Source organism: Mediterranea sp. An20 (assembly GCF_002160055.1).
Classification (GTDB): Bacteria; Bacteroidota; Bacteroidia; order Bacteroidales; family Bacteroidaceae; genus Bacteroides; species Bacteroides avicola.
In genome coordinates, this window is record NZ_NFJV01000014.1 from 15645 (window position 1) to 35343 (window position 19699).

The 19699-nt window shown below is 51.9% G+C and carries 18 protein-coding genes; 10 read left to right on the top strand and 8 right to left on the bottom strand.

Features of this window, described 5'->3' with window-relative positions:
* The first annotated feature begins 141 nt into the window (after nucleotides 1-141).
* Nucleotides 142-1227, top strand: a complete 1086-nt coding sequence (locus B5F34_RS09415; RefSeq protein WP_087337878.1) for a mannose-1-phosphate guanylyltransferase — start codon at nucleotides 142-144, stop codon at nucleotides 1225-1227.
* Nucleotides 1228-1325: 98 nt separating this feature from the next.
* Here the strand turns inward: B5F34_RS09415 and B5F34_RS09420 are convergent, their stop codons facing one another.
* From B5F34_RS09420 to B5F34_RS09430, 3 genes are all read right to left on the bottom strand, one after another.
* Nucleotides 1326-1715, bottom strand: coding sequence for an HIT family protein (locus tag B5F34_RS09420; RefSeq protein WP_087337883.1), 390 nt, complete (start codon nucleotides 1713-1715; stop codon nucleotides 1326-1328).
* A gap of 111 nt (nucleotides 1716-1826) precedes the next feature.
* Complete coding sequence (greA, locus tag B5F34_RS09425; protein ID WP_087337885.1) at nucleotides 1827-2291, bottom strand: transcription elongation factor GreA; 465 nt, start codon at nucleotides 2289-2291, stop codon at nucleotides 1827-1829.
* Nucleotides 2292-2490: 199 nt separating this feature from the next.
* Nucleotides 2491-3642 carry a TlpA disulfide reductase family protein gene (locus B5F34_RS09430; RefSeq protein WP_087337888.1) on the bottom strand — a complete coding sequence of 384 codons (1152 nt, stop codon included), beginning with the start codon at nucleotides 3640-3642 and terminating at the stop codon, nucleotides 2491-2493.
* 362 nt (nucleotides 3643-4004) lie between these two features.
* On the opposite strand from B5F34_RS09430, the gene pnp reads away from it, so the two are divergent.
* Complete coding sequence (gene pnp, locus B5F34_RS09435; RefSeq protein ID WP_087337891.1) at nucleotides 4005-6170, top strand: polyribonucleotide nucleotidyltransferase; 2166 nt, start codon at nucleotides 4005-4007, stop codon at nucleotides 6168-6170.
* A gap of 88 nt (nucleotides 6171-6258) precedes the next feature.
* Here pnp and B5F34_RS09440 read toward each other — a convergent pair whose 3' ends face one another.
* Complete coding sequence (locus tag B5F34_RS09440) at nucleotides 6259-7818, bottom strand: S41 family peptidase (RefSeq protein ID WP_162609313.1); 1560 nt, start codon at nucleotides 7816-7818, stop codon at nucleotides 6259-6261.
* Nucleotides 7819-8468: 650 nt separating this feature from the next.
* Between B5F34_RS09440 and B5F34_RS09445 the strand changes: the two genes are divergently transcribed.
* Nucleotides 8469-9806 carry an NADP-specific glutamate dehydrogenase gene (locus B5F34_RS09445; protein WP_087337897.1) on the top strand — a complete coding sequence of 446 codons (1338 nt, stop codon included), beginning with the start codon at nucleotides 8469-8471 and terminating at the stop codon, nucleotides 9804-9806.
* 282 nt (nucleotides 9807-10088) lie between these two features.
* On the opposite strand, the gene nadD is transcribed toward B5F34_RS09445, so the two are convergent.
* The 4 genes from nadD to B5F34_RS09465 all read right to left on the bottom strand — a co-directional run bounded on the left by nadD (nucleotide 10089) and on the right by B5F34_RS09465 (nucleotide 12622).
* Nucleotides 10089-10661, bottom strand: a complete 573-nt coding sequence (nadD, locus tag B5F34_RS09450) for a nicotinate (nicotinamide) nucleotide adenylyltransferase (protein ID WP_087337900.1) — start codon at nucleotides 10659-10661, stop codon at nucleotides 10089-10091.
* On the bottom strand, nucleotides 10658-10876 hold the full coding sequence (locus B5F34_RS09455) for a hypothetical protein (protein WP_087337903.1): 219 nt from the start codon (nucleotides 10874-10876) through the stop codon (nucleotides 10658-10660). The genes nadD and B5F34_RS09455 overlap by 4 nt, the downstream gene beginning before the upstream one ends.
* Before the next feature lie 143 nt (nucleotides 10877-11019).
* Nucleotides 11020-11592, bottom strand: a complete 573-nt coding sequence (gene gmk, locus B5F34_RS09460; RefSeq protein WP_087337906.1) for a guanylate kinase — start codon at nucleotides 11590-11592, stop codon at nucleotides 11020-11022.
* 151 nt (nucleotides 11593-11743) lie between these two features.
* Complete coding sequence (locus B5F34_RS09465) at nucleotides 11744-12622, bottom strand: YicC/YloC family endoribonuclease (RefSeq protein WP_087337909.1); 879 nt, start codon at nucleotides 12620-12622, stop codon at nucleotides 11744-11746.
* A gap of 158 nt (nucleotides 12623-12780) precedes the next feature.
* Here B5F34_RS09465 and tsaB point away from each other — a divergent pair, with 158 nt between their 5' ends.
* From tsaB to rseP, 7 genes are all read left to right on the top strand, one after another.
* Entirely contained in the window at nucleotides 12781-13479 is a 699-nt protein-coding gene (gene tsaB / locus B5F34_RS09470; protein WP_087337912.1) for a tRNA (adenosine(37)-N6)-threonylcarbamoyltransferase complex dimerization subunit type 1 TsaB, read from the top strand.
* A 144-nt stretch (nucleotides 13480-13623) separates the two neighbouring features.
* Nucleotides 13624-14262, top strand: a complete 639-nt coding sequence (locus B5F34_RS09475; RefSeq protein ID WP_087337914.1) for a DUF4290 domain-containing protein — start codon at nucleotides 13624-13626, stop codon at nucleotides 14260-14262.
* 6 nt (nucleotides 14263-14268) lie between these two features.
* The gene (murA, locus tag B5F34_RS09480) at nucleotides 14269-15573 is read left to right on the top strand and encodes a UDP-N-acetylglucosamine 1-carboxyvinyltransferase (RefSeq protein ID WP_087337917.1); all 1305 of its coding nucleotides are present in this window, start codon (nucleotides 14269-14271) and stop codon (nucleotides 15571-15573) included.
* On the top strand, nucleotides 15570-16106 hold the full coding sequence (gene rimM / locus B5F34_RS09485) for a ribosome maturation factor RimM (protein ID WP_087337920.1): 537 nt from the start codon (nucleotides 15570-15572) through the stop codon (nucleotides 16104-16106). The genes murA and rimM overlap by 4 nt, the downstream gene beginning before the upstream one ends.
* Nucleotides 16107-16119: 13 nt before the next feature.
* The gene (locus B5F34_RS09490; protein WP_087337923.1) at nucleotides 16120-16998 is read left to right on the top strand and encodes a M23 family metallopeptidase; all 879 of its coding nucleotides are present in this window, start codon (nucleotides 16120-16122) and stop codon (nucleotides 16996-16998) included.
* Between the two features lie 95 nt (nucleotides 16999-17093).
* Nucleotides 17094-18254, top strand: a complete 1161-nt coding sequence (locus tag B5F34_RS09495) for a 1-deoxy-D-xylulose-5-phosphate reductoisomerase (protein WP_087337926.1) — start codon at nucleotides 17094-17096, stop codon at nucleotides 18252-18254.
* A 31-nt stretch (nucleotides 18255-18285) separates the two neighbouring features.
* Nucleotides 18286-19647 carry an RIP metalloprotease RseP gene (gene rseP / locus B5F34_RS09500; RefSeq protein WP_087337929.1) on the top strand — a complete coding sequence of 454 codons (1362 nt, stop codon included), beginning with the start codon at nucleotides 18286-18288 and terminating at the stop codon, nucleotides 19645-19647.
* The last annotated feature ends 52 nt before the right edge of the window (nucleotides 19648-19699 follow it).

Genomic DNA, 19699 nt, shown 5'->3' on the forward strand with positions numbered 1-19699 from the left:
TTGCGCTGCAAAGATACGGCTTTTTTCCGAATCTGCAATACTTTTCTTTAAAAAAGGCGAAAAATTTCAGAAAACGGCTTATAAAATTCGTTCATAAAGAAATATGCCGTACATTAGCGGAAACTTTTAAAACAACATCTTATGGCAGCCAATAAAGACAACTTTTGCGTCATCATGGGCGGAGGAATAGGCAGCAGGTTCTGGCCGGTCAGCCGCAAGACGCTCCCCAAACAATTTCTGGATTTCTTCGGAACAGGACGCTCACTGTTGCAGCAAACGTTTGACCGTTTCAAGAAGATAATCCCCGTAGAAAACATACTTATTGTAACCAATGCCATGTATGCGGATTTGGTCAGAGAGCAATTACCCGAATTGTTGCCCGAACAAATATTGCTCGAACCCACGCGCCGGAATACAGCTCCCTGCATCGCCTGGGCTTCTTATCACATCCGCGCCAAACATCCTAATGCAAACGTGGTGGTAGCTCCGTCGGACCACCTGATTCTAAAAGAAGAAGAATTTCTGACGGCCATTGAAAAGGGACTGGAATTTGTTGCGCAATCGGAGAAACTGCTTACACTGGGCATCAAGCCCAACCGTCCGGAAACGGGATATGGCTATATCCAGATTGACGAACCCGTAGGCGACAATTTCTACAAGGTCAAAACATTTACCGAAAAGCCGGAATTGGAATTGGCCAAGGTATTTGTAGAAAGTGGCGAGTTCTATTGGAATTCCGGACTGTTCATGTGGAATGTAAACACCATCATCAAAGCCGGCGAAGAGCTACTGCCAGAGTTAAGCGCCAAACTGGCACCGGGAAAAGACGTTTACGGCACTCCGGAAGAACAGCGGTTTATTGATGAGAATTTCCCTGCCTGCCCGAACGTATCCATCGATTTCGGCATCATGGAAAAAGCCGATAATGTATATGTATCCTTAGGAGATTTCGGTTGGTCTGATTTAGGTACGTGGAGCTCTCTCTACGACCTCTCCCCCAAAGACAAGAACGACAATGTGGTACTGAAATGCCAGACTCTGCTTTACAACTGCCACAACAATATAGTCACATTGCCAGACGGAAAACTGGCCGTCATTGACGGACTGGAAGGTTACTTAGTGGCCGAATCGGACAACGTGCTTCTTATCTGCAAGAAAGACGAAGAGCACTCTATCCGCAAGTACGTGAATGATGCCCAAATCAAATTGGGAGAAGACTACATCTGACCAGACCCTACAGGCACGGATACCCAATACAACGGGGCTGCTCCGCTTAGACAGAGCAGCCCCGTTCCTTTTATTCAATGGAGGAAACCCAATATATCTCAGAGCTGGGCACGAATGGCTTCAGCCACCGCCTTAAACTCATCGTCCGTCAGTTGCAGTTTGGGATTGGAGAAAAGCATGTCTTTCTCGTTCTGCATAGGTACCAGATGGATATGTGCGTGAGGCACCTCCAACCCCAGCACCGCCATGCCGACCTTACGACAAGAGAATGCCTTGCCAATAGCCACAGCAATATGTTTGGCAAACACGTGCATAGCCGCCAAGTCTTCGTCGCTCAAATCGAAGATATAATCTACTTCCTGCTTGGGAACAACCAGCGTATGGCCCTTCACCAGCGGATTAATGTCGAGAAAAGCAAAGAACTTATCGTTCTCGGCCACTTTGTAGCAGGGAATCTCACCTGCAATGATTCTGCTGAATATAGTCATAGACAACTTTATTTATAAGATTACAGTCTGCATAAGAGGAATAAAAAAATGAAGAATGTGAAAGGCTCGCATGGCGCAACCCGTTTTCTCATTCTTCATTTCTCCATCACTTTAGAAAGATATGTTCAGGACTTCCAGTTTAATCATTCCTTGCGGCACCTTGATTTCGGCCACATCGCCCACCTTCTTACCCAGCAGTCCCTGTGCAATCGGGGTATTTACCGAAATCTTACCTTCTTTCAGGTTGGCTTCGCTTTCCGAAACGATGGTGTAAGTCATCTTCGCACCGTTTTTCACGTTCTTCAGCTCCACCTTGTTCAGAATCTGCACCGAATCAGTCTTCAGCTTCGACTCATCAATGATTTTGGCATCGGCAATCACCGCCTTCAGTTTGGCAATCTTTGCCTCCAACATGCCCTGCGCTTCTTTGGCAGCATCATACTCTGCATTTTCAGACAGGTCGCCCTTGTCGCGCGCTTCAGCAATTGCTGCAATAACTTTGGGGCGTTCTACCGCCTCCAGGTTCTTTAACTCGGCCAACAACTTATTGTAGCCGTCTTCTGACATATAAGCCATAGTTTTTCCTCCTTATAAATTTTCGTTTTTACTGTTATTCACTATTACTCTTATAAACAAAAAAGAATTCCAACATGTCCGGCATGCTGGAACCCTCTTTCTTATTTCTGCGACAAAGATAGGCTTTTAATCCATACGTGTCAAGCAAAAAGCGATGCTTTGTAACATATTTAGGCAAAAAACACTAACTTTTAAGAAGTTAGAGCAATTTCTTGACTTCTTCCTCCAGATTTTTGATGGTTTCTCCACGAGCGCTCAACTCATTATTGCGGTTGATGAGGAAAAGCGTCGGCAGAGTCTGCACATTGTAGGCCGATGCATAGGAGGAATAGATGCCGTTGGCATCCCGCACGCAAATCCAGGGCAGGTTATCCGCCGTAGTTTTCCAGAAATGTTCGTCGGCATCGAGTGAGACCTGATAGATCTGCAGCCCTTGCGAGGCATACTTATTATAAAGGTCAATGAGCATATAGTTGTGCGAAGCCGATACGGCACTTTGGTAAATGGTAAAGTCCAAGATAACCACCTTCCCCTTCTGGTCGGCCAGTTTGTGCACCTTGCCTTCCAAGTCGCGCAGGCTGATGTCAATAATTCCGGTCTCCTGCACTTCCACCTTCGGGGCATCAACGGCAGCCTGCTGCGGAGTGCGCGTATTCTTCATGCCCTTGATGACAATATTATAAAGGTTGCGTGAACGGTCGGCATGCGGGTATGACTGGTTCAGGCTGGTAGCCACGGCGGCAAAGCACTTCACATCATCCTTGCTGTTCAGCGGGTCGAAAATAAGGTAATTGTTCAGCTTCTGGAACAAGGCAAAATAGGCAGCAGCCGTATTGGGGGCAGCAAAAATATAGTTTATCTTCACATCGTCCTTATAATTTTTCAGCAGCACGGCCAAGCTGTCCTGAAAATCGTCCACCCCGATGGCCCGCGCATTCATGGCCTTGGTCAGGTCGTCTACCCGGTTTTGCAAGACTGTCTGCTTCAGTGTCAGTTCCTTAATCTTCTCACAGTTGGCCGAACCTTCCACCGTATAGCCGGTAGCCAGATTACCCAAATCGGCTTTAACCGTTACCGTTTCGGTCGAATCGATGGAAAGGTTAATCACCTGATTGTCTACCCTCAACCTATAAAACTCAGGAGAGACAGGGCAGTCACCTTTGAAAGCGAAAGAACCGTCACCCTTCAGTTTCACCGAATCCATCGGAAGGATACCCTCCAAGGCCGAGGCCTCCAGATAAAGCATCTTACCGTCGGCACCAGACACGCTGCCTTCTATCTTGAACTGCGGTCCGGAAGTGCACGCACCCAACAGGGCCGTTGCCAATGCTACATAAATAATCTTCTTCATTGCTTATCCGTAATTTAATCTATTCAAAAAAAGAGCGGGGCTTCTGCCACCGTAGCCTTTCGCCACGCCACCGGATGTGTTCCGTCCCCTTCCTGCATGTTCCCCGAAACCGGCGTATGAACATCCGGGTCGGGAAAAGAAAGGATGCGAGCAGGAAGTTTTGTGCATTCCGGTCTCTCGCGAAAGCGGTGCAAAGATACGTCTTTTCAGATTTAGTCAAAGCATTTTCACCGCCGTTACATACAGAAATACGCAAAAATTACGTATTTATAAACTTTTTATCTCATCTCCACGCCTTTAGATAAAGAATTATATGTATCTTTGCGCGAATTTTATAGAGAAATAGAAATAAAAAACTTCTTATGATTAACCCTATTGTCAAGACAATCGAGCTGGCAGATGGAAGAACCATCACGCTCGAGACGGGAAAGCTGGCAAAACAGGCAGATGGTGCTGTGATGCTGCGCATGGGCAACACCATGCTGCTGGCTACTGTTTGTGCCGCAAAAGATGCAGTTCCCGGAACAGATTTCATGCCGCTGCAGGTAGAGTATAAAGAAAAGTATTCCGCTTTCGGACGTTTCCCCGGCGGCTTCACCAAGCGCGAAGGACGCGCATCAGACTATGAGATTCTGACTTGCCGTCTCGTTGACCGCGCCTTGCGTCCTCTTTTCCCCGACAATTTCCACGCAGAAGTATACGTAAACATTATCCTTTTCTCCGCCGACGGCGTTGACATGCCCGACGCGCTGGCAGGTCTGGCTGCTTCGGCTGCTTTGGCTGTATCAGACATCCCCTTCGGAGGTCCCATCGCTGAAGTGCGTGTAGCCCGCATCGACGGACAGTTCGTCATCAACCCCACGTTCGAGCAACTGGAAAAGGCCGACATGGACCTGATGGTAGGTGCCACCTACGAGAACATCATGATGGTGGAAGGCGAAATGAAAGAAGTGTCCGAACAGGATCTGCTGGCTGCCCTGAAAGCTGCCCACGAGGCTATCAAGCCCATGTGTAAGGCACAGATGGAGCTGGCCGAAGAAGTCGGCTCGACTGTAAAGCGCGAATACTGCCACGAAGTGAACGACGAAGACCTGCGTAAGGCCGTACACGATGCCTGCTACGACAAGGCATACGCCATTGCTGCCAGCGGAAACCGTAACAAGCACGAGCGTCAGGATGCCTTCGATGCCATTTGCGAAGAGTTCAAGGCTCAGTTCACTGAAGAAGAACTGGAAGAAAAGGCACCGCTTATCGACCGTTACTATCACGACGTGGAGAAAGAGGCCATGCGTCGTTGCATCCTCGATGAAGGCAAACGCCTGGACGGCCGCAAGACGACGGAAATCCGTCCCATCTGGTGCGAGGTTTCTCCCCTGCCCGGCCCTCACGGCTCTGCCATCTTCACCCGTGGCGAGACACAGGCACTGGCTACGGTAACATTGGGCACAAAGGATGACGAGAAAATCGTGGACGATGTGCTGAACCAGGGCAAGGAACGCTTCCTGCTGCACTACAACTTCCCCCCGTTCTCTACAGGTGAGGCCAAAGCACAACGTGGCGTAGGCCGCCGCGAAATCGGACACGGACACCTGGCATGGCGCGCGCTGAAAGGACAGATTCCCGAAGGCTATCCCTACGTAGTGCGCGTTGTATCGGACATTCTGGAATCCAACGGTTCTTCTTCGATGGCTACCGTATGCGCCGGCACACTGGCATTGATGGATGCAGGCGTACAAATCAAGAATCCGGTATCGGGCATCGCCATGGGACTTATCAAAAACGCAGGAGAAGAGAAATACGCCGTATTGTCCGACATCTTGGGTGATGAAGACCACCTGGGCGACATGGACTTCAAGGTGACGGGTACGAAAAACGGTATCACTGCCACGCAGATGGATATCAAGGTCGACGGCCTGTCGTACGACATTCTGGAAAAAGCTCTGCTGCAAGCCAAAGAAGGCCGCGAATACATCTTGGGCAAGCTGACCGACTGCATCGCCGAGCCGCGTCCCGACTTGAAGCCGCACGCTCCGCGCATTGAGACCATGATTATCCCGAAGGAATTCATCGGTGCAGTCATTGGCCCGGGTGGAAAGATTATCCAAGGCATGGAGGAAGAAACGGGTGCCATCATCAACATCGAAGAGGTGGGCAACGAAGGCCGCATCGAGATTGCCGGTACCAACAAGAAGTGCATCGACGATGCCATCCGCATGATTAAAGCCATCGTGGCCATCCCCGAAGTGGGCGAAGTGTATCACGGCAAAATCCGTTCCATCATGCCCTACGGTGCTTTCGTGGAATTCCTGCCAGGCAAAGACGGTCTGCTGCACATCTCCGAGTTCGACTGGAAACGTCTGGAAACAGTGGAAGAAGCCGGTTGGAAAGAAGGCGACGACATCGACGTGAAACTGCTGGAAATCGACCCGAAGACGGGCAAGTTCAAGCTGTCGCACAAGGTGCTGCTGCCGAAGCCCGAGGGCTACACAGAAAGACCGGAACGCAAACCGCGTCATGAAAAGCGATAATTCTTAACGCCAAAAGGTATAAAAGTAAAGCCGCTGCCCAACACAAAACAAGGGCAGCGGCTTTCTTTATACCTAATTTACATCTCTGCTATTTGACATGTTGCAAAACCCACTCCCAACAAGCATCCCTTCCAACCGATACGTCTTCCCAACGGGTAGGAATCAGCACGTCCGGACAGAGGGAAGCTGGAGTACCTTGCGAACGGTCGGGACGTAGAAACAGTTTGTGGCTCACCGTTCCCTGCACCCCGGTGTGAGGCAAACGCCAGAACAAGATGTCGCCGTAGGAACTGGGTTTGTAAGCACTGCAATCGCCAATTACTTTTCCGATATGGTTGTCCACCGCCTCGACAACCAGCAAACCTGCGCTGCTGTAAGTCCCCCGATTCTGGATGAAAATGACCTCGCCGTCAAAATTCGCCACAGCCGGAGAAGGTGATGCAAAGAAAGTATCCAAAGCCGCTACGATGGGCGAACTTTCCGGTCCGGTTTCCGGAAGTGTGATGTCTGCCGCATTATACAAAGTATCGTTGCTGTATACTTGCCGATGCTCTGCAAAATAGCGTGCAAACGACTCCGACAAGGCTGGGTATTGGCGTTTAAAGAGTTCGGAACAACGCATCCACACCGTCCCCTGCTTCCTTTCCACCTCCGGCTTCAGCCACGAAAGCAGCAACTGACATAAACGGCTGTCACCACCGCCATTGTCGCGCACATCTATCACCAATGTCTTTACCTGATGTGTAGCCATGTCGCGGAACATCTGCCGGAGAAACTCATCAAAACGAGGCACCTGTTCCAACTGTTTCTTCACTTCGTCCGGCACCTCTCCTTTGGTCTGCGCATATTGTGCATACAGACTTCCCCTGTCTGTACAGGCATTAAACTGCAAATAACAAACAGGACGGTCGGGCAATATCTTGTAGAGGAAAGGTTGTCGGCGGTTTCCCCGAATCCAATGGCCGGAAGGAGCCACATTCAGCCATTGCACTTGTAGCTCCGATTGCTTCATTGGTTTTAACGCGATTTCCGTCCCATCTGCCAAGGACAGACGCAACAACGAATCGGGTGCAGAGCAAGACGTTTGCACCCAAAAAGAATAGAACTGCATGAGGTTGGGCACTTTCTCCCAAAAATAATTTTCATTGTCACAACTCATGACCCGGCCAAACTCTTCCCAAATCCGATTCATCGACCGGCCATTCATCCGAATGATTTCTTTGCCCAACGCAGCGGCATGGACCTTGTCGACAGCCCGGATATAAGGCTTGCCGGAATCGACAAACACATTGAGGGGATAAATCAAATTCCTGTCTAAGCCGACTGAAACTGTAGTATGGGCATCGGACAGATTCGAAAAAACACGCTGCACGCAACGTTCCAACGCTTCTTTGGACTGGCATTCCGCCAATGCTTCATAACCGGCTTCAATCTGGTCGTCCACAGAGAAAGGAGCATTTTGCCCCGCCGCAAAAGCCGGATGGGTCTGCTCCAGCATGTCCATGCAAAGGAGGAAATCTTTCTGGTAAACATTTCCCTGCTGATACAAGGAGGAACTCTCTACCCGGACGGAAGTGTATGGCTGCACGTTTTGGGTATATGCATCGGCCACGTTCACCAAGCCCGCAAAAGCAATCAAGAGACTCATCTTTTTTTCTATCATGGCTTCTTTCAATTTAAGTGAAACAGTGGAACAAAGATACGCAAAAACTGAAATAGACAACCTGCCCGTTCACCGGGTTATTTTTTTAACAAGTTATATACATTTTAACTAACACAACTCATATTTCTGTTCACGCTTCATACATAATGCCTTACGAAACGACTCCTGCTTGCCACATTAGGCGTTTGCCAGAGTCCTCAGTCGAACATAGCCGACTGAGAGGGTGTGCTTTTGGCAAGGGCAAGTTCCTATCCTGATACAGTTTGCTTCATCTATATATGAAAGCTGCTTCAACGGTATGGGAAATGTCCTTCTTATACCGTTGTTGGTTCGGCAAAATGCCATCCATAAAAAACAGGGGTGAAAGCGTGAAAGCATTCCGTGAGGTCACCAAGACTTCCGGTAGCCTCCCTAACAACTACAACACGTCCCGAAGGACAGTCCGCATGTGACGAAAAAACACTTTTCAGCGTCGTAAAACATAAAATTGCTGTTTAATACCGCATTTTCTTTATCATTTGTTTGCCAGTTTAAAAATAATGCGTACTTTTGTCGCCGGAACCAGTAAGCATCCAGCAACTGGTGGCCCATAGCGAATCAAACGACAACCAATAATAAAAAAAGAAAAGACCATTATGAATGCAGCTAACGTATTGGAAGACCTGAAAAGGCGGTTCCCCGGCGAGCCGGAATACCACCAGGCCGTAGAAGAAGTGCTCTCCACCATCGAGGAGGAATACAACAAGCACCCCGAATTTGACAAAGTAAACCTCATCGAACGCCTCTGCATCCCCGACCGCGTCTACCAATTCCGCGTGACGTGGACCGACGATAAGGGCAACGTGCGCACCAACATGGGCTACCGCGTGCAACACAACAACGCCATCGGCCCCTACAAAGGCGGCATCCGTTTCCATGCCTCCGTCAATCTGGGCATCCTGAAGTTCCTCGCCTTTGAGCAAACTTTCAAAAACTCCCTCACTACCCTGCCCATGGGCGGCGGCAAAGGCGGCTCCGATTTCTCGCCCCGCGGTAAGAGTAACGCCGAGGTGATGCGCTTCTGCCAGGCCTTCATGCTGGAGCTGTGGCGCCACATCGGCCCCGACATCGACGTGCCCGCAGGCGACATCGGCGTGGGAGGACGCGAAGTAGGATTCATGTTCGGCATGTACAAGAAGCTGACACGCGAATTCAGCGGTGTGCTCACCGGCAAGGGACAGGAATTCGGCGGCTCGCTCATCCGCCCCGAAGCCACGGGCTACGGCAATGTCTACTTCCTCATGGAGATGCTGAAAACCAAAGGCATGGACCTTCAGGGCAAGACCTGCCTCATCAGCGGCTCGGGCAATGTGGCACAGTACACCGCCGAAAAAGTACTCCAACTGGGCGGCAAGGTGCTGACCATGAGCGACTCCGACGGCTACGTCTACGACCCCGAAGGCATCGACCGCGAAAAGCTGGACTACATCATGGAGCTGAAGAACCTCTACCGCGGACGTATCCGCGAGTATGCCGAGCAGTACCCCGGCGTGAAGTACGTCGAAGGTGCACGCCCTTGGGGTGAGAAGGCCGACATCGCACTGCCCAGCGCCACACAGAACGAGATTGACGGAGACGACGCCCGGAAGCTCGTGGCCAACGGTGTCATCGCCGTCAGCGAGGGTGCTAACATGCCCTCCACGCCCGAAGCCATACGCGTGTTCCAGGAAGCCAAGATTCTCTACGCACCGGGCAAGGCAGCCAATGCAGGCGGCGTGTCAGTTTCCGGCCTCGAGATGACGCAGAACTCCGAACGTCTCTCGTGGAGTGCCGAGGAGGTGGACAACAAACTGCACTACATCATGGAGAACATCCACGAGAACTGCGTGAAGTATGGCACCGAACCCGACGGCTACGTCAACTACGTCAAAGGCGCCAACATCGCCGGATTCATGAAAGTGGCACGTGCCATGATGGCGCAGGGGATAGTCTGACTGCGGCAGGTAACTATCTGAATTTTTTGTTTGAAGATTGATAGATAGAATTGATTAGGTAAGTAAGCGGGATGCCCCCGGAGCGATAAGCCTGGGCTTCCCGCTTTCTTATTTCCTCTCACTAAACTTGGCAAAAGTAAATGTGCAAAATTAAGTGGTACTAAACAGAGGCGCGGAAACACAGAGTTCCGTAACATCCTACCGGAAACAGGTGAGAGGTTACGGAACTCTGTGTCTCTGTATTTAATAAAACTAAATCAGATTGACGATCTATCTCAATTCTCAATTTTCAATTCTCAATTTAACAATTTCCTCCCACACTCTCGGATGCAAGAAGAATCGCACATCCCTTCCCTCCGCCATCGCCTGCCGGATGAAAGTAGAACTGACCTCCATCACCGGCGCAGGCACGAACCTCACGTGCGGGGGCAGCGAATCCTCGTCTACGGGATAGCCCGGACGCGGGTAAACAATCAGCCGATGTTCGGCCAAGATGCGCCCAGCCTCCCGCCAACGAGGGAACCCCTCCCAGTTGTCGGATCCGATGATAAGATGAAATTCATGGCACGGACAAACTTCGCGCAGTTTGTCGAGCGTGTGGATGGTATAAGACGGACGCGGCAAGTCAAACTCCACGTCGCAGGCGCGGAAGCGCGGATAATCGCCGATGGCCAGACGAACCAACTGCAGGCGCAAACCGTCGTCCATCAACTCCTGCCCTTGCTTGAAGGGGTTGCGAGGCGAAACAACAAACCACACTTCGTCCACCCAGCCAAACTCGCACAGGTAATTGGCCAGTGCCAAATGCCCCACATGCACGGGGTTGAACGAACCGCTGAAAAGACCTACTCTCATAGTTTCTTGCCCTTCAGGCGAAGCCCGCTCATAAAGGCATTGCCTGCCGAAACCAGCATGACCAGCGACGCGGCCACTACACTGACCGTCTCATCGTGTCGGATGCTCCCCACCAGCAAAGCTACCGCTGCCAGAAAAACTACCACGTTGACAATGAGCAGCACTCTGTGGGCCTTGGTACTTAACTGCTTGCCGCTATAATCTTTTTTTGCCATAACAGATGTAATAAAGTTTATAATTTTTAGGTGCGGACTACGCGAACGACACAGATCTATCAAGATATATTATTGACCCAAAAAACATAGACTCACGATGAAATCAACCCGTACAATCCGCGTAATCCGCTCCTAAAAAAGAATCAATCATCCAACAAGAACTCCCTGACCGCACCCAATGTTTCTGCCTTGGCCTTCTCCAAATCGTCGTTCACAATCACGCGGTCGAACTTCGGCGCGAAAGTCAGCTCATAAGCCGCTTTTGCCACCCGGCTCTCGATGACTTCGGGCGCATCGGTGCCTCTGCCCACCAATCGTCGGCGTAGCTCTTCTACGGAAGGCGGCTGGATGAAAAGCGAAAGTGCACGCTGCCCATAAAACTCCTTGATGTGGCATCCACCCACTACGTCGACATCGAAAATGACGTTTTCTCCGGCTTCCAACTGTTTCTCTACCTGTTCCTTAAGGGTTCCGTAGAAACGATCTTTATACACCTCTTCGTACTCCAGGAAGTCGCCTGCCTCAATGCGGCGGCGGAATTCATCGGGGGTGAGGAAGAAGTATTCTACTCCGTCACGCTCGCTGCCGCGCGGAGAACGGCTGGTGGCAGAGATGGAAAACGACAGATGAAGCTCGGGATGCGCAGAGAGCAGGTAGTTGATGATGGTGCTCTTGCCCGAACCGCTGGGGGCGGAAAAAATAATAAGCTTGCTCATTCTTAGTAAATTGAGAATTGGAAATTAAAAATTGAGAAATAAGAAAGTTGGTAAATTGAGGACGGAGAATTGAAAATTGAGAAATAAGAGATGACAGTCATTTGCCAGTTGCGCCAATTGCCACTATTTTTTAATTCTCAATTCAACAAGTTTACATCACATTCAGCACCTGTTCCTTGATTTGCTCCAACTCGTCTTTCATGCGCACGACAATACGCTGCATCTCGGCATGGTTCGACTTGCTTCCAAGGGTATTGATTTCGCGCCCCATTTCCTGGGCGATGAATCCCAGCTTCTTTCCTTGTCCGTGGCCTTCCTCCAGCGTCTGGATAAAATACTTCAGGTGGTTAGCCAGGCGCTGCTTCTCTTCGTTGACGTCGAGCTTCTCGATGTAGTAGATAAGTTCCTGCTCCAGACGGTTTTTATCGTAATCCACCTCCAGCGTTTTCTGCAAGGCATCAACGATGCGCTCGCGTATTTTTACCACCCGCTCTTGTTCGTAAGGCTCCACCTCGGCCAGCAGACGGGCGATATTGCTTATTTTCTCGCGGAATTTCTCCTCCAGCGCTGCCCCCTCTTGGCAGCGGAATCCGGTCAGCGCATCCACGGCCTGGCGCACCGCGGCACGCACCTGCTCCCACTCCTCGTCGGAAAGCTCCTGCACTTCGCTCTTTGCCAGAACGTCGGGCAGGCGCAAGAGCGTGGAGAACCAATCAGCAGGCAAAGGTATGCCGGTGGTTTGCGCAATCTCGCAGATGCGGTCGTAGTAAGCCTTGACCAAATGTGCGTCGATAGGCGTGGCAGCACCCACCCCTTCTTTCTTCTCTACCCACAAGTTGAAGTCTACCTTCCCACGTTCCAACTCGGCGGAGAGAAGGGCGCGTATCTCCATCTCCTTTTCACGGTAGAGAGGCGCTATGCGAGCGGAGAGATCGAGCGCTTTGCTGTTGAGAGATTTTATCTCGACATAAACTTTCTTATCAGGCAAATCGGCCACAGCTTTGCCATAGCCCGTCATGGATTGTATCATAATGCTTCTTAACTTTTGCGCAAAATTACACGATTATTTTTAATTACTGAAAATAATCCCGTACTTTTGTAAGCTGAAAACCTCCGGAACACTTTGCTTGCTGCTCGCCTTGGCAGAGTGCGCGGCGAAGCTTCGGGAAACAAAACACGTATCATATTATGTCATGTATCTTACATATAGAGACCTCCACCACGGCCTGCTCGGTAGCCGTGAGCCAAGACGGTCAGAACATTTTTGAGAAAGAAGAGCTGCGGGGTCCCTCGCACGCCACACTGCTGGGAGTGTTTGTCGATGAAGCCCTTTCGTTTGCCGACCACCACGCCATCCTGCTCGATGCCGTCTCGGTGAGCTGCGGTCCCGGTTCGTATACAGGCTTGCGTATCGGCGTCTCCATGGCAAAGGGTGTGTGCTACGGGCGCAGTATACCTCTTATCGGGCTACCCACGCTCGAAGTATTGTGTGTGCCGGTGCTGCTCTACCACGACGAATTGCCCGACGACGCACTGCTCTGCCCCCTCATCGACGCCCGCCGCATGGAGGTATATGCCGCCATCTACGACCGCGCCCTGCACACGGTGCGCCCCACAGCGGCAGACATCGTGGAATCCGATACCTACCGCGAGTATCTGGAGAACCACCCTGTGTATTTCTTCGGCAACGGCTCCGACAAGTGCAGAGAGCGGTTGGAACAACATCCCAACGCGCACTTCATCGGAGGTATCTATCCCCGCGCCGTAATGATGACACCCCTGGCAGAAAAAGCCATGGCGCAAGGCAGATTTGAAGATGTAGCCTACTTCGAGCCATTCTATCTGAAGGAATTCGTGGCGGGAAAACCGAAACCGTTATTAAGATAAGAACTTGTTAAATGGAAAATGGAGAATCGAGAATTAAAAAATAAATGGAAACTGGCAGATGACAGTCATCTCTTACTCCTCAAATCTCAATTCAGTAATTTTCAACTCAACAAGCACTCAAATCAATAATTTTATTTACCGATTATGCGATACAATACCCAACAAAAACGAATGCCACTGCCAGAATATGGGCGGAGCATACAGAACATGGTAGATTACGCCCTGACCATAGAAGATCGACGCGAACGGCAGCGGTGCGCCAACACCATCATCGGCATCATGGGCAATATGTTTCCACACTTGCGCGACGTGCCCGACTTTAAGCACAAGCTTTGGGACCACCTCGCCATCATGTCCGATTTCAAGTTAGACATTGACTACCCGTATGAAATCATCCGCAAAGACAGACTCGACACCAAACCCGATCCTATCCCCTACCCACGCACCAAAATACGTTACCGGCACTATGGGCGCACGCTGGAAGTGCTCATCCAGAAAGCTTGCGAAATGCCCGAAGGCGACGAGAAGCAACAACTCATCGCACTTATCTGCAACCACATGAAGAAAGACTACATGGCATGGAACAAAGACGCGGTAGAGGACGAAAAGATAGCCGACGACTTGCAGGAACTCTCGCAAGGACGCCTGCAGATGACACCCGCCATCAGGTACCTCATGAACGAACGCATCAACCGCTATTGCCGCAACAACTATCAGAATAATTATAACAACCGGAACAACAACCGGAACAATAACAACCGCAAGAAAAGCGGAAAATACTAACCGCTCATGGCATCATTCATCATCGAAGGAGGACACCGGCTGAACGGAGAAATCCGCCCGCAAGGAGCCAAGAACGAAGCGCTGCAAATCATCTGCGCCACGCTCCTCACCCCAGACGAGGTGGTGGTGCACAACGTGCCCGACATCTTGGACGTGAACAACCTCATACAGCTGCTGCGCGATATGGGCGTGAAAGTGGCCAAAGAAGGTATGAACACTTACCGTTTCCACGCCACCGGCATCGAACCCGCTTACTTGCAAAGCGACGCCTTCCTGAAAGCATGCGCTGGATTGCGAGGCTCGGTAATGCTGGCTGGACCACTCGTGTCGCGCTTCGGACAAGCCACCATCGCCAAACCTGGTGGCGACAAGATAGGACGACGGAGGCTCGACACGCACTTCGCCGGCATACAGAAACTGGGAGCAGACATCGCCTACAACGCTGACAGACATACCTACGAACTGAAATCGGAACGGCTGAAAGGCACTTATATGCTGCTGGATGAGGCGTCGGTGACGGGCACAGCCAACATCATCATGGCGGCTGTCTTGGCCGAAGGACGTACCGTTATCTACAATGCCGCCTGTGAACCCTACGTGCAACAGCTCTGTCACCTGCTCAACCGCATGGGGGCGCACATCGAAGGAATAGCCTCCAACCTGCTGACTATCGACGGCGTGGAGACCTTGCACGGGGCAGAGCACACGATATTGCCAGACATGATCGAGGTGGGAAGCTTTATCGGAATGGCTGCCATGACGCGCAGCGAACTCACCATCCGCGATGTCGCCTACAGACACTTGGGAATCATCCCCGAAAGTTTCCGAAGATTGGGCATCCGTGTGGAGCAACGCGGAGACGACCTTTACATCCCCGCCCAGGAACACTACCGCATCGAATCGTTCATGGACGGATCCATCATGACCATCGCCGATGCGCCATGGCCAGGATTGACGCCCGACTTACTCAGTGTGATGCTCGTCGTGGCTACACAGGCGCAGGGCAGCGTGCTCATACACCAGAAAATGTTCGAAAGCCGCCTGTTTTTCGTCGACAAACTCATCGATATGGGGGCGCAGATTATCTTGTGCGACCCGCACCGCGCCGTTGTCATCGGCCACGACCACGGATTCCGTCTGCGTGGGGGCAACATGACTTCGCCGGACATCCGCGCGGGTATCGCCCTGCTCATCGCCGCACTGAGCGCCGACGGCATCAGCCGCATACACAACATCGAACAGATTGACCGCGGCTACGAAGACATTGAACGAAGATTGAACGCCATCGGCGCAAGGATTACGAGAATATGATACGACCGGAGGAAGTATATAAGATAGGTATGTTCAACAAACCGCACGGCATTGGCGGCGAGTTGCAGTTCACCTTCACGGACGACATCTTCGACCGCGTGGAGGCGGAGTATGTGGTGTGCCCCATGGACGGGATACTGGTGCCTTTCTTCATCGAAGCATACCGCTTCCGCTCTGATACCACCGCGCTGATGAAGCTCGAAGGCGTAGACACGCAGGAACAGGCACGGCAGTTTATCAACACCCCGGTTTACTTTCCTGTGAAGCACGCACAAGAAACACCGGCAGAAGAGCTCTCGTGGACATTCTTCATCGGGTTCCGCCTGGAAGACACCGCGCATGGGCATCTGGGCGAAGTGACCGACATCGACGACTCCACTCCCAACGTACTCTTCGTTGTCGATCATCAAGGCGAAGAACTTCTCATCCCCGCCCACGAAGAGTTCATACTGGATATTGACACCACACACCGTGTCATCACCATGCATCTGCCAGAAGGCTTGCTGGACTTGGATAACGCAGAAGAAACATAACCGGAGCATAAACATGGCTACAACAACTCAGAGGAAAAAACGGAAAAAGCCGTTTTGGAAAGACATCAAGTTTAAATACCGTCTGACCATCACCAACGAAAATACGCTGGAAGAGGTGGCGAGTCTTTACGTGTCCAAACTCAACGGCATCTCCGTCGTACTCTTCACGCTGGCCATACTCTTTCTTATCGCTGCTGCCATCGTGTCGTTCACTCCCCTGCGCAATTACCTGCCAGGCTATATGAACAGCGAGGTGCGCCAGCAAGTGGTGGAAAATGCGCTTCGCGTAGATTCCCTCCAGCAGATGCTTGACCGCCAGGCCATGTACGTAATGAACATCCAAGACATTTTCAGCGGCAATATCCGTACAGACACTGTGCAAAGCATGGATTCGCTTACTGTTCTCCGCGAAGACTCGCTCATGGAACGCACGCAGCGCGAAGATGAATTCCGCCGCCAATATGAAGCTGCCGAGAAATACAATCTGACGAACCTTGCCGCACGCACCGATGCCGACGGACTTATCTTCTACCGGCCTGCACAAGGCATGGTGGCTAAACCCTTTGACGCTGACGCCGGACACTTGGGCACAGACATCGCCGCCAACCCCAACGAGAGCGTGCTGGCCACGTTAGACGGCACCGTACTGATGAGTGCTTATACGGCTGAAACCGGCTACGTCATCATCGTGCAGCACAACCCGGACTTTATCTCCGTTTACAAGCATTGCGGCCCTCCTTTCAAACACGAAGGAGAAACAGTGAAGGGGGGAGAGGCCATCGCCCCCATGCACGCGCCTCCCGAAGCCAAAGACAGCGAAGGAGCACATCTGCACTTCGAGCTGTGGCATCGAGGCAAAGCTGTAAATCCGGAACTGTACATCGTATTCTGACGGAAGCAATGCTCCCGCCACTGGCAATTCAGACAATCTCTAATTTCAATTGTCAATAATCCATTATCCATTATCAATTGTTTGAACCCTTGCTTATGAAGAAACAAATAGCCATACTCGGATCCACCGGCTCCATCGGCACCCAGGCGTTGCAGGTCATCGAGGAACATCCCGACCTCTACGAAGCCTACGTGCTGACAGCAAACAACCGGGTGGACAGCCTCATCGCTCAGGCACGCAAGTTCATGCCCGAAGCTGTGGTGATAGCCAACGAATCGAAATACCCCGAACTGAAAGAAGCCTTGGCCGACTTGCCTATCAAGGTCTATGCCGGCGAAGACGCGCTGTGCCAGATTGTGCAGGAAAACCCCGTCGACATGGTGCTGGCCGCTATGGTGGGATATGCCGGACTGCGCCCCACGATGAATGCCATCCGTGCCCGCAAGCCCATTGCCTTGGCCAACAAAGAGACGCTGGTTGTGGCCGGAGAACTCATCAACGAACTGGCGCGGGTGAACGGTACTCCCATCCTTCCCGTCGACTCTGAACACTCGGCCATCTTCCAATGTTTAGCGGGTGAGGGCAACAATGGCATCGAAAAGATATTGCTTACCGCCTCGGGTGGCCCGTTCCGCACCTTCACACACGAGCAACTGGCTACCGTCACCAAAGAGCAGGCCCTGCATCACCCCAAATGGGAGATGGGAGCCAAGATAACCATCGACTCCGCCTCGATGATGAACAAGGGCTTTGAGGTGATGGAGGCACGCTGGCTCTTCGGTGTGCGCCCGGAACAGATAGAGGTGGTAGTACACCCGCAGGCTGTTATCCACAGCATGGTGCAGTTCGAAGATGGAGCCATCAAGGCGCAACTGGGAATGCCAGACATGCGCCTGCCCATCCAGTATGCTTTCTCGTTCCCCGAACGTGTGCGGTCGTCTTTCCCCCGGCTTGACTTCGACACATGTTCGGCGCTCACTTTCGAACGCCCCGACACCACACGCTTCCGCAACTTAGCCTTAGCCTACGAGGCACTGCACCGCGGAGGGAACATGCCCTGCATTGTCAATGCAGCCAACGAGGTATGTGTCTACGCCTTCCTGACAGACCGCGTGTCTTTCTTAGGCATGAGCGATGTCATCGAGAAGACCATGATGCGCGTACCGTTCCTTGCCAAGCCCACCTACGAGGACTATGTACAAACGGATGCCGAAGCCCGCCGCGTGGCAGAAGAAATCCTAACTAAAAACAACTGAGTAAAAACAAGAAAACAATCACTAAAGACAAATGGAAACATTCTTAATCCGTGCCCTCCAGCTCATCATGAGTCTTTCGCTCCTGGTGATTATTCACGAGATGGGGCACTTTCTCTTTGCCCGGCTGTTCAAGACGCGGGTAGAAAAATTCTGCCTGTTCTTCGACCCCTGGTTCACGCTCTTCAAGTTCAAGCCCAAACGCAGTGAGACGGAATACGCCGTCGGCTGGCTACCGCTGGGCGGATACGTCAAAATCAGCGGCATGATAGACGAGTCGATGGACACTGAACAGATGAAACAACCCGTCAAACCCTGGGAATTCCGTGCCAAGCCTGCGTGGCAACGCCTGCTCATCATGATAGGGGGGGTATTGTTCAACTTCCTGCTGGCCCTGTTCATCTACAGCATGATACTCTTCTCGTGGGGCGACACCTACATTCCCGTACAGAAGGCACCGCTGGGCATGGACTTCAACGAGACCATGCACGAAGCCGGATTCCGCGACGGCGATATTCTGCTCTCTGCCGACGGCAAGCCCTTCGACCGCATGGGAGCCGACCTGCTGATGGGCATTGTCGATGCACGCCAAGTCACCGTCCTGCGCGACGGACAGGAAGCGTCGGTCTACATTCCCGACGGCATGATGGACCGCCTGCTTGCCGACAGCGTACGCTTTGCCGACTTCCGCATTCCCTTCGTGCTGGATAGCATCAGTGCCGGCAGCCCCGCCCAACTGGCAGGTCTGCAAGCCGGCGACAGCATCACACACTTAGACGGGCAGCGCATCGCCTATCTGGACTTCCGCGAGCAGATGGCACAGCGCCACGAACAATACGTTCAGGCTCCTACAGACAGTACCTCCCAAGCCTTGCGCGACATCACCCTGACCTACACGCGCCAGGGTGTGGAGAACACCGTGGCCCTTCGTGTAGACACAGCCTTCACCATCGGTGTATATGCCGTGGGACAAACCGACCGCCTGCTTCCGGTCGTACACCAGAAGTACAGTTTCTTCTCATCCTTCCCGGCCGGTGTCACCTTGGGCGTCAATACGCTGAAAGGCTATGTAGGACAAATGAAGTATCTCTTCTCGAAGGAAGGAGCCAAGCAACTGGGTGGATTCGGCGCCATCGGCAGCATCTTCCCCGCCACGTGGGACTGGCACCAGTTCTGGTACATGACGGCCTTCCTCAGCATCATCCTGGCCTTTATGAACATCCTGCCCATCCCGGCATTGGACGGCGGGCATGTGCTCTTCCTCATCTACGAGATTGTGGCACGGCGCAAACCCAGCGACAAATTCATGGAGCGGGCGCAAATGGTGGGCATGTTCCTGCTTTTCGCCTTGCTTATCTGGGCGAACCTGAACGATGTGATACGGTTCTTATTCTGATTTGACAAAGGATATAATTCAGGCGCGGACTACGCGGACTTCACGGAAGGAT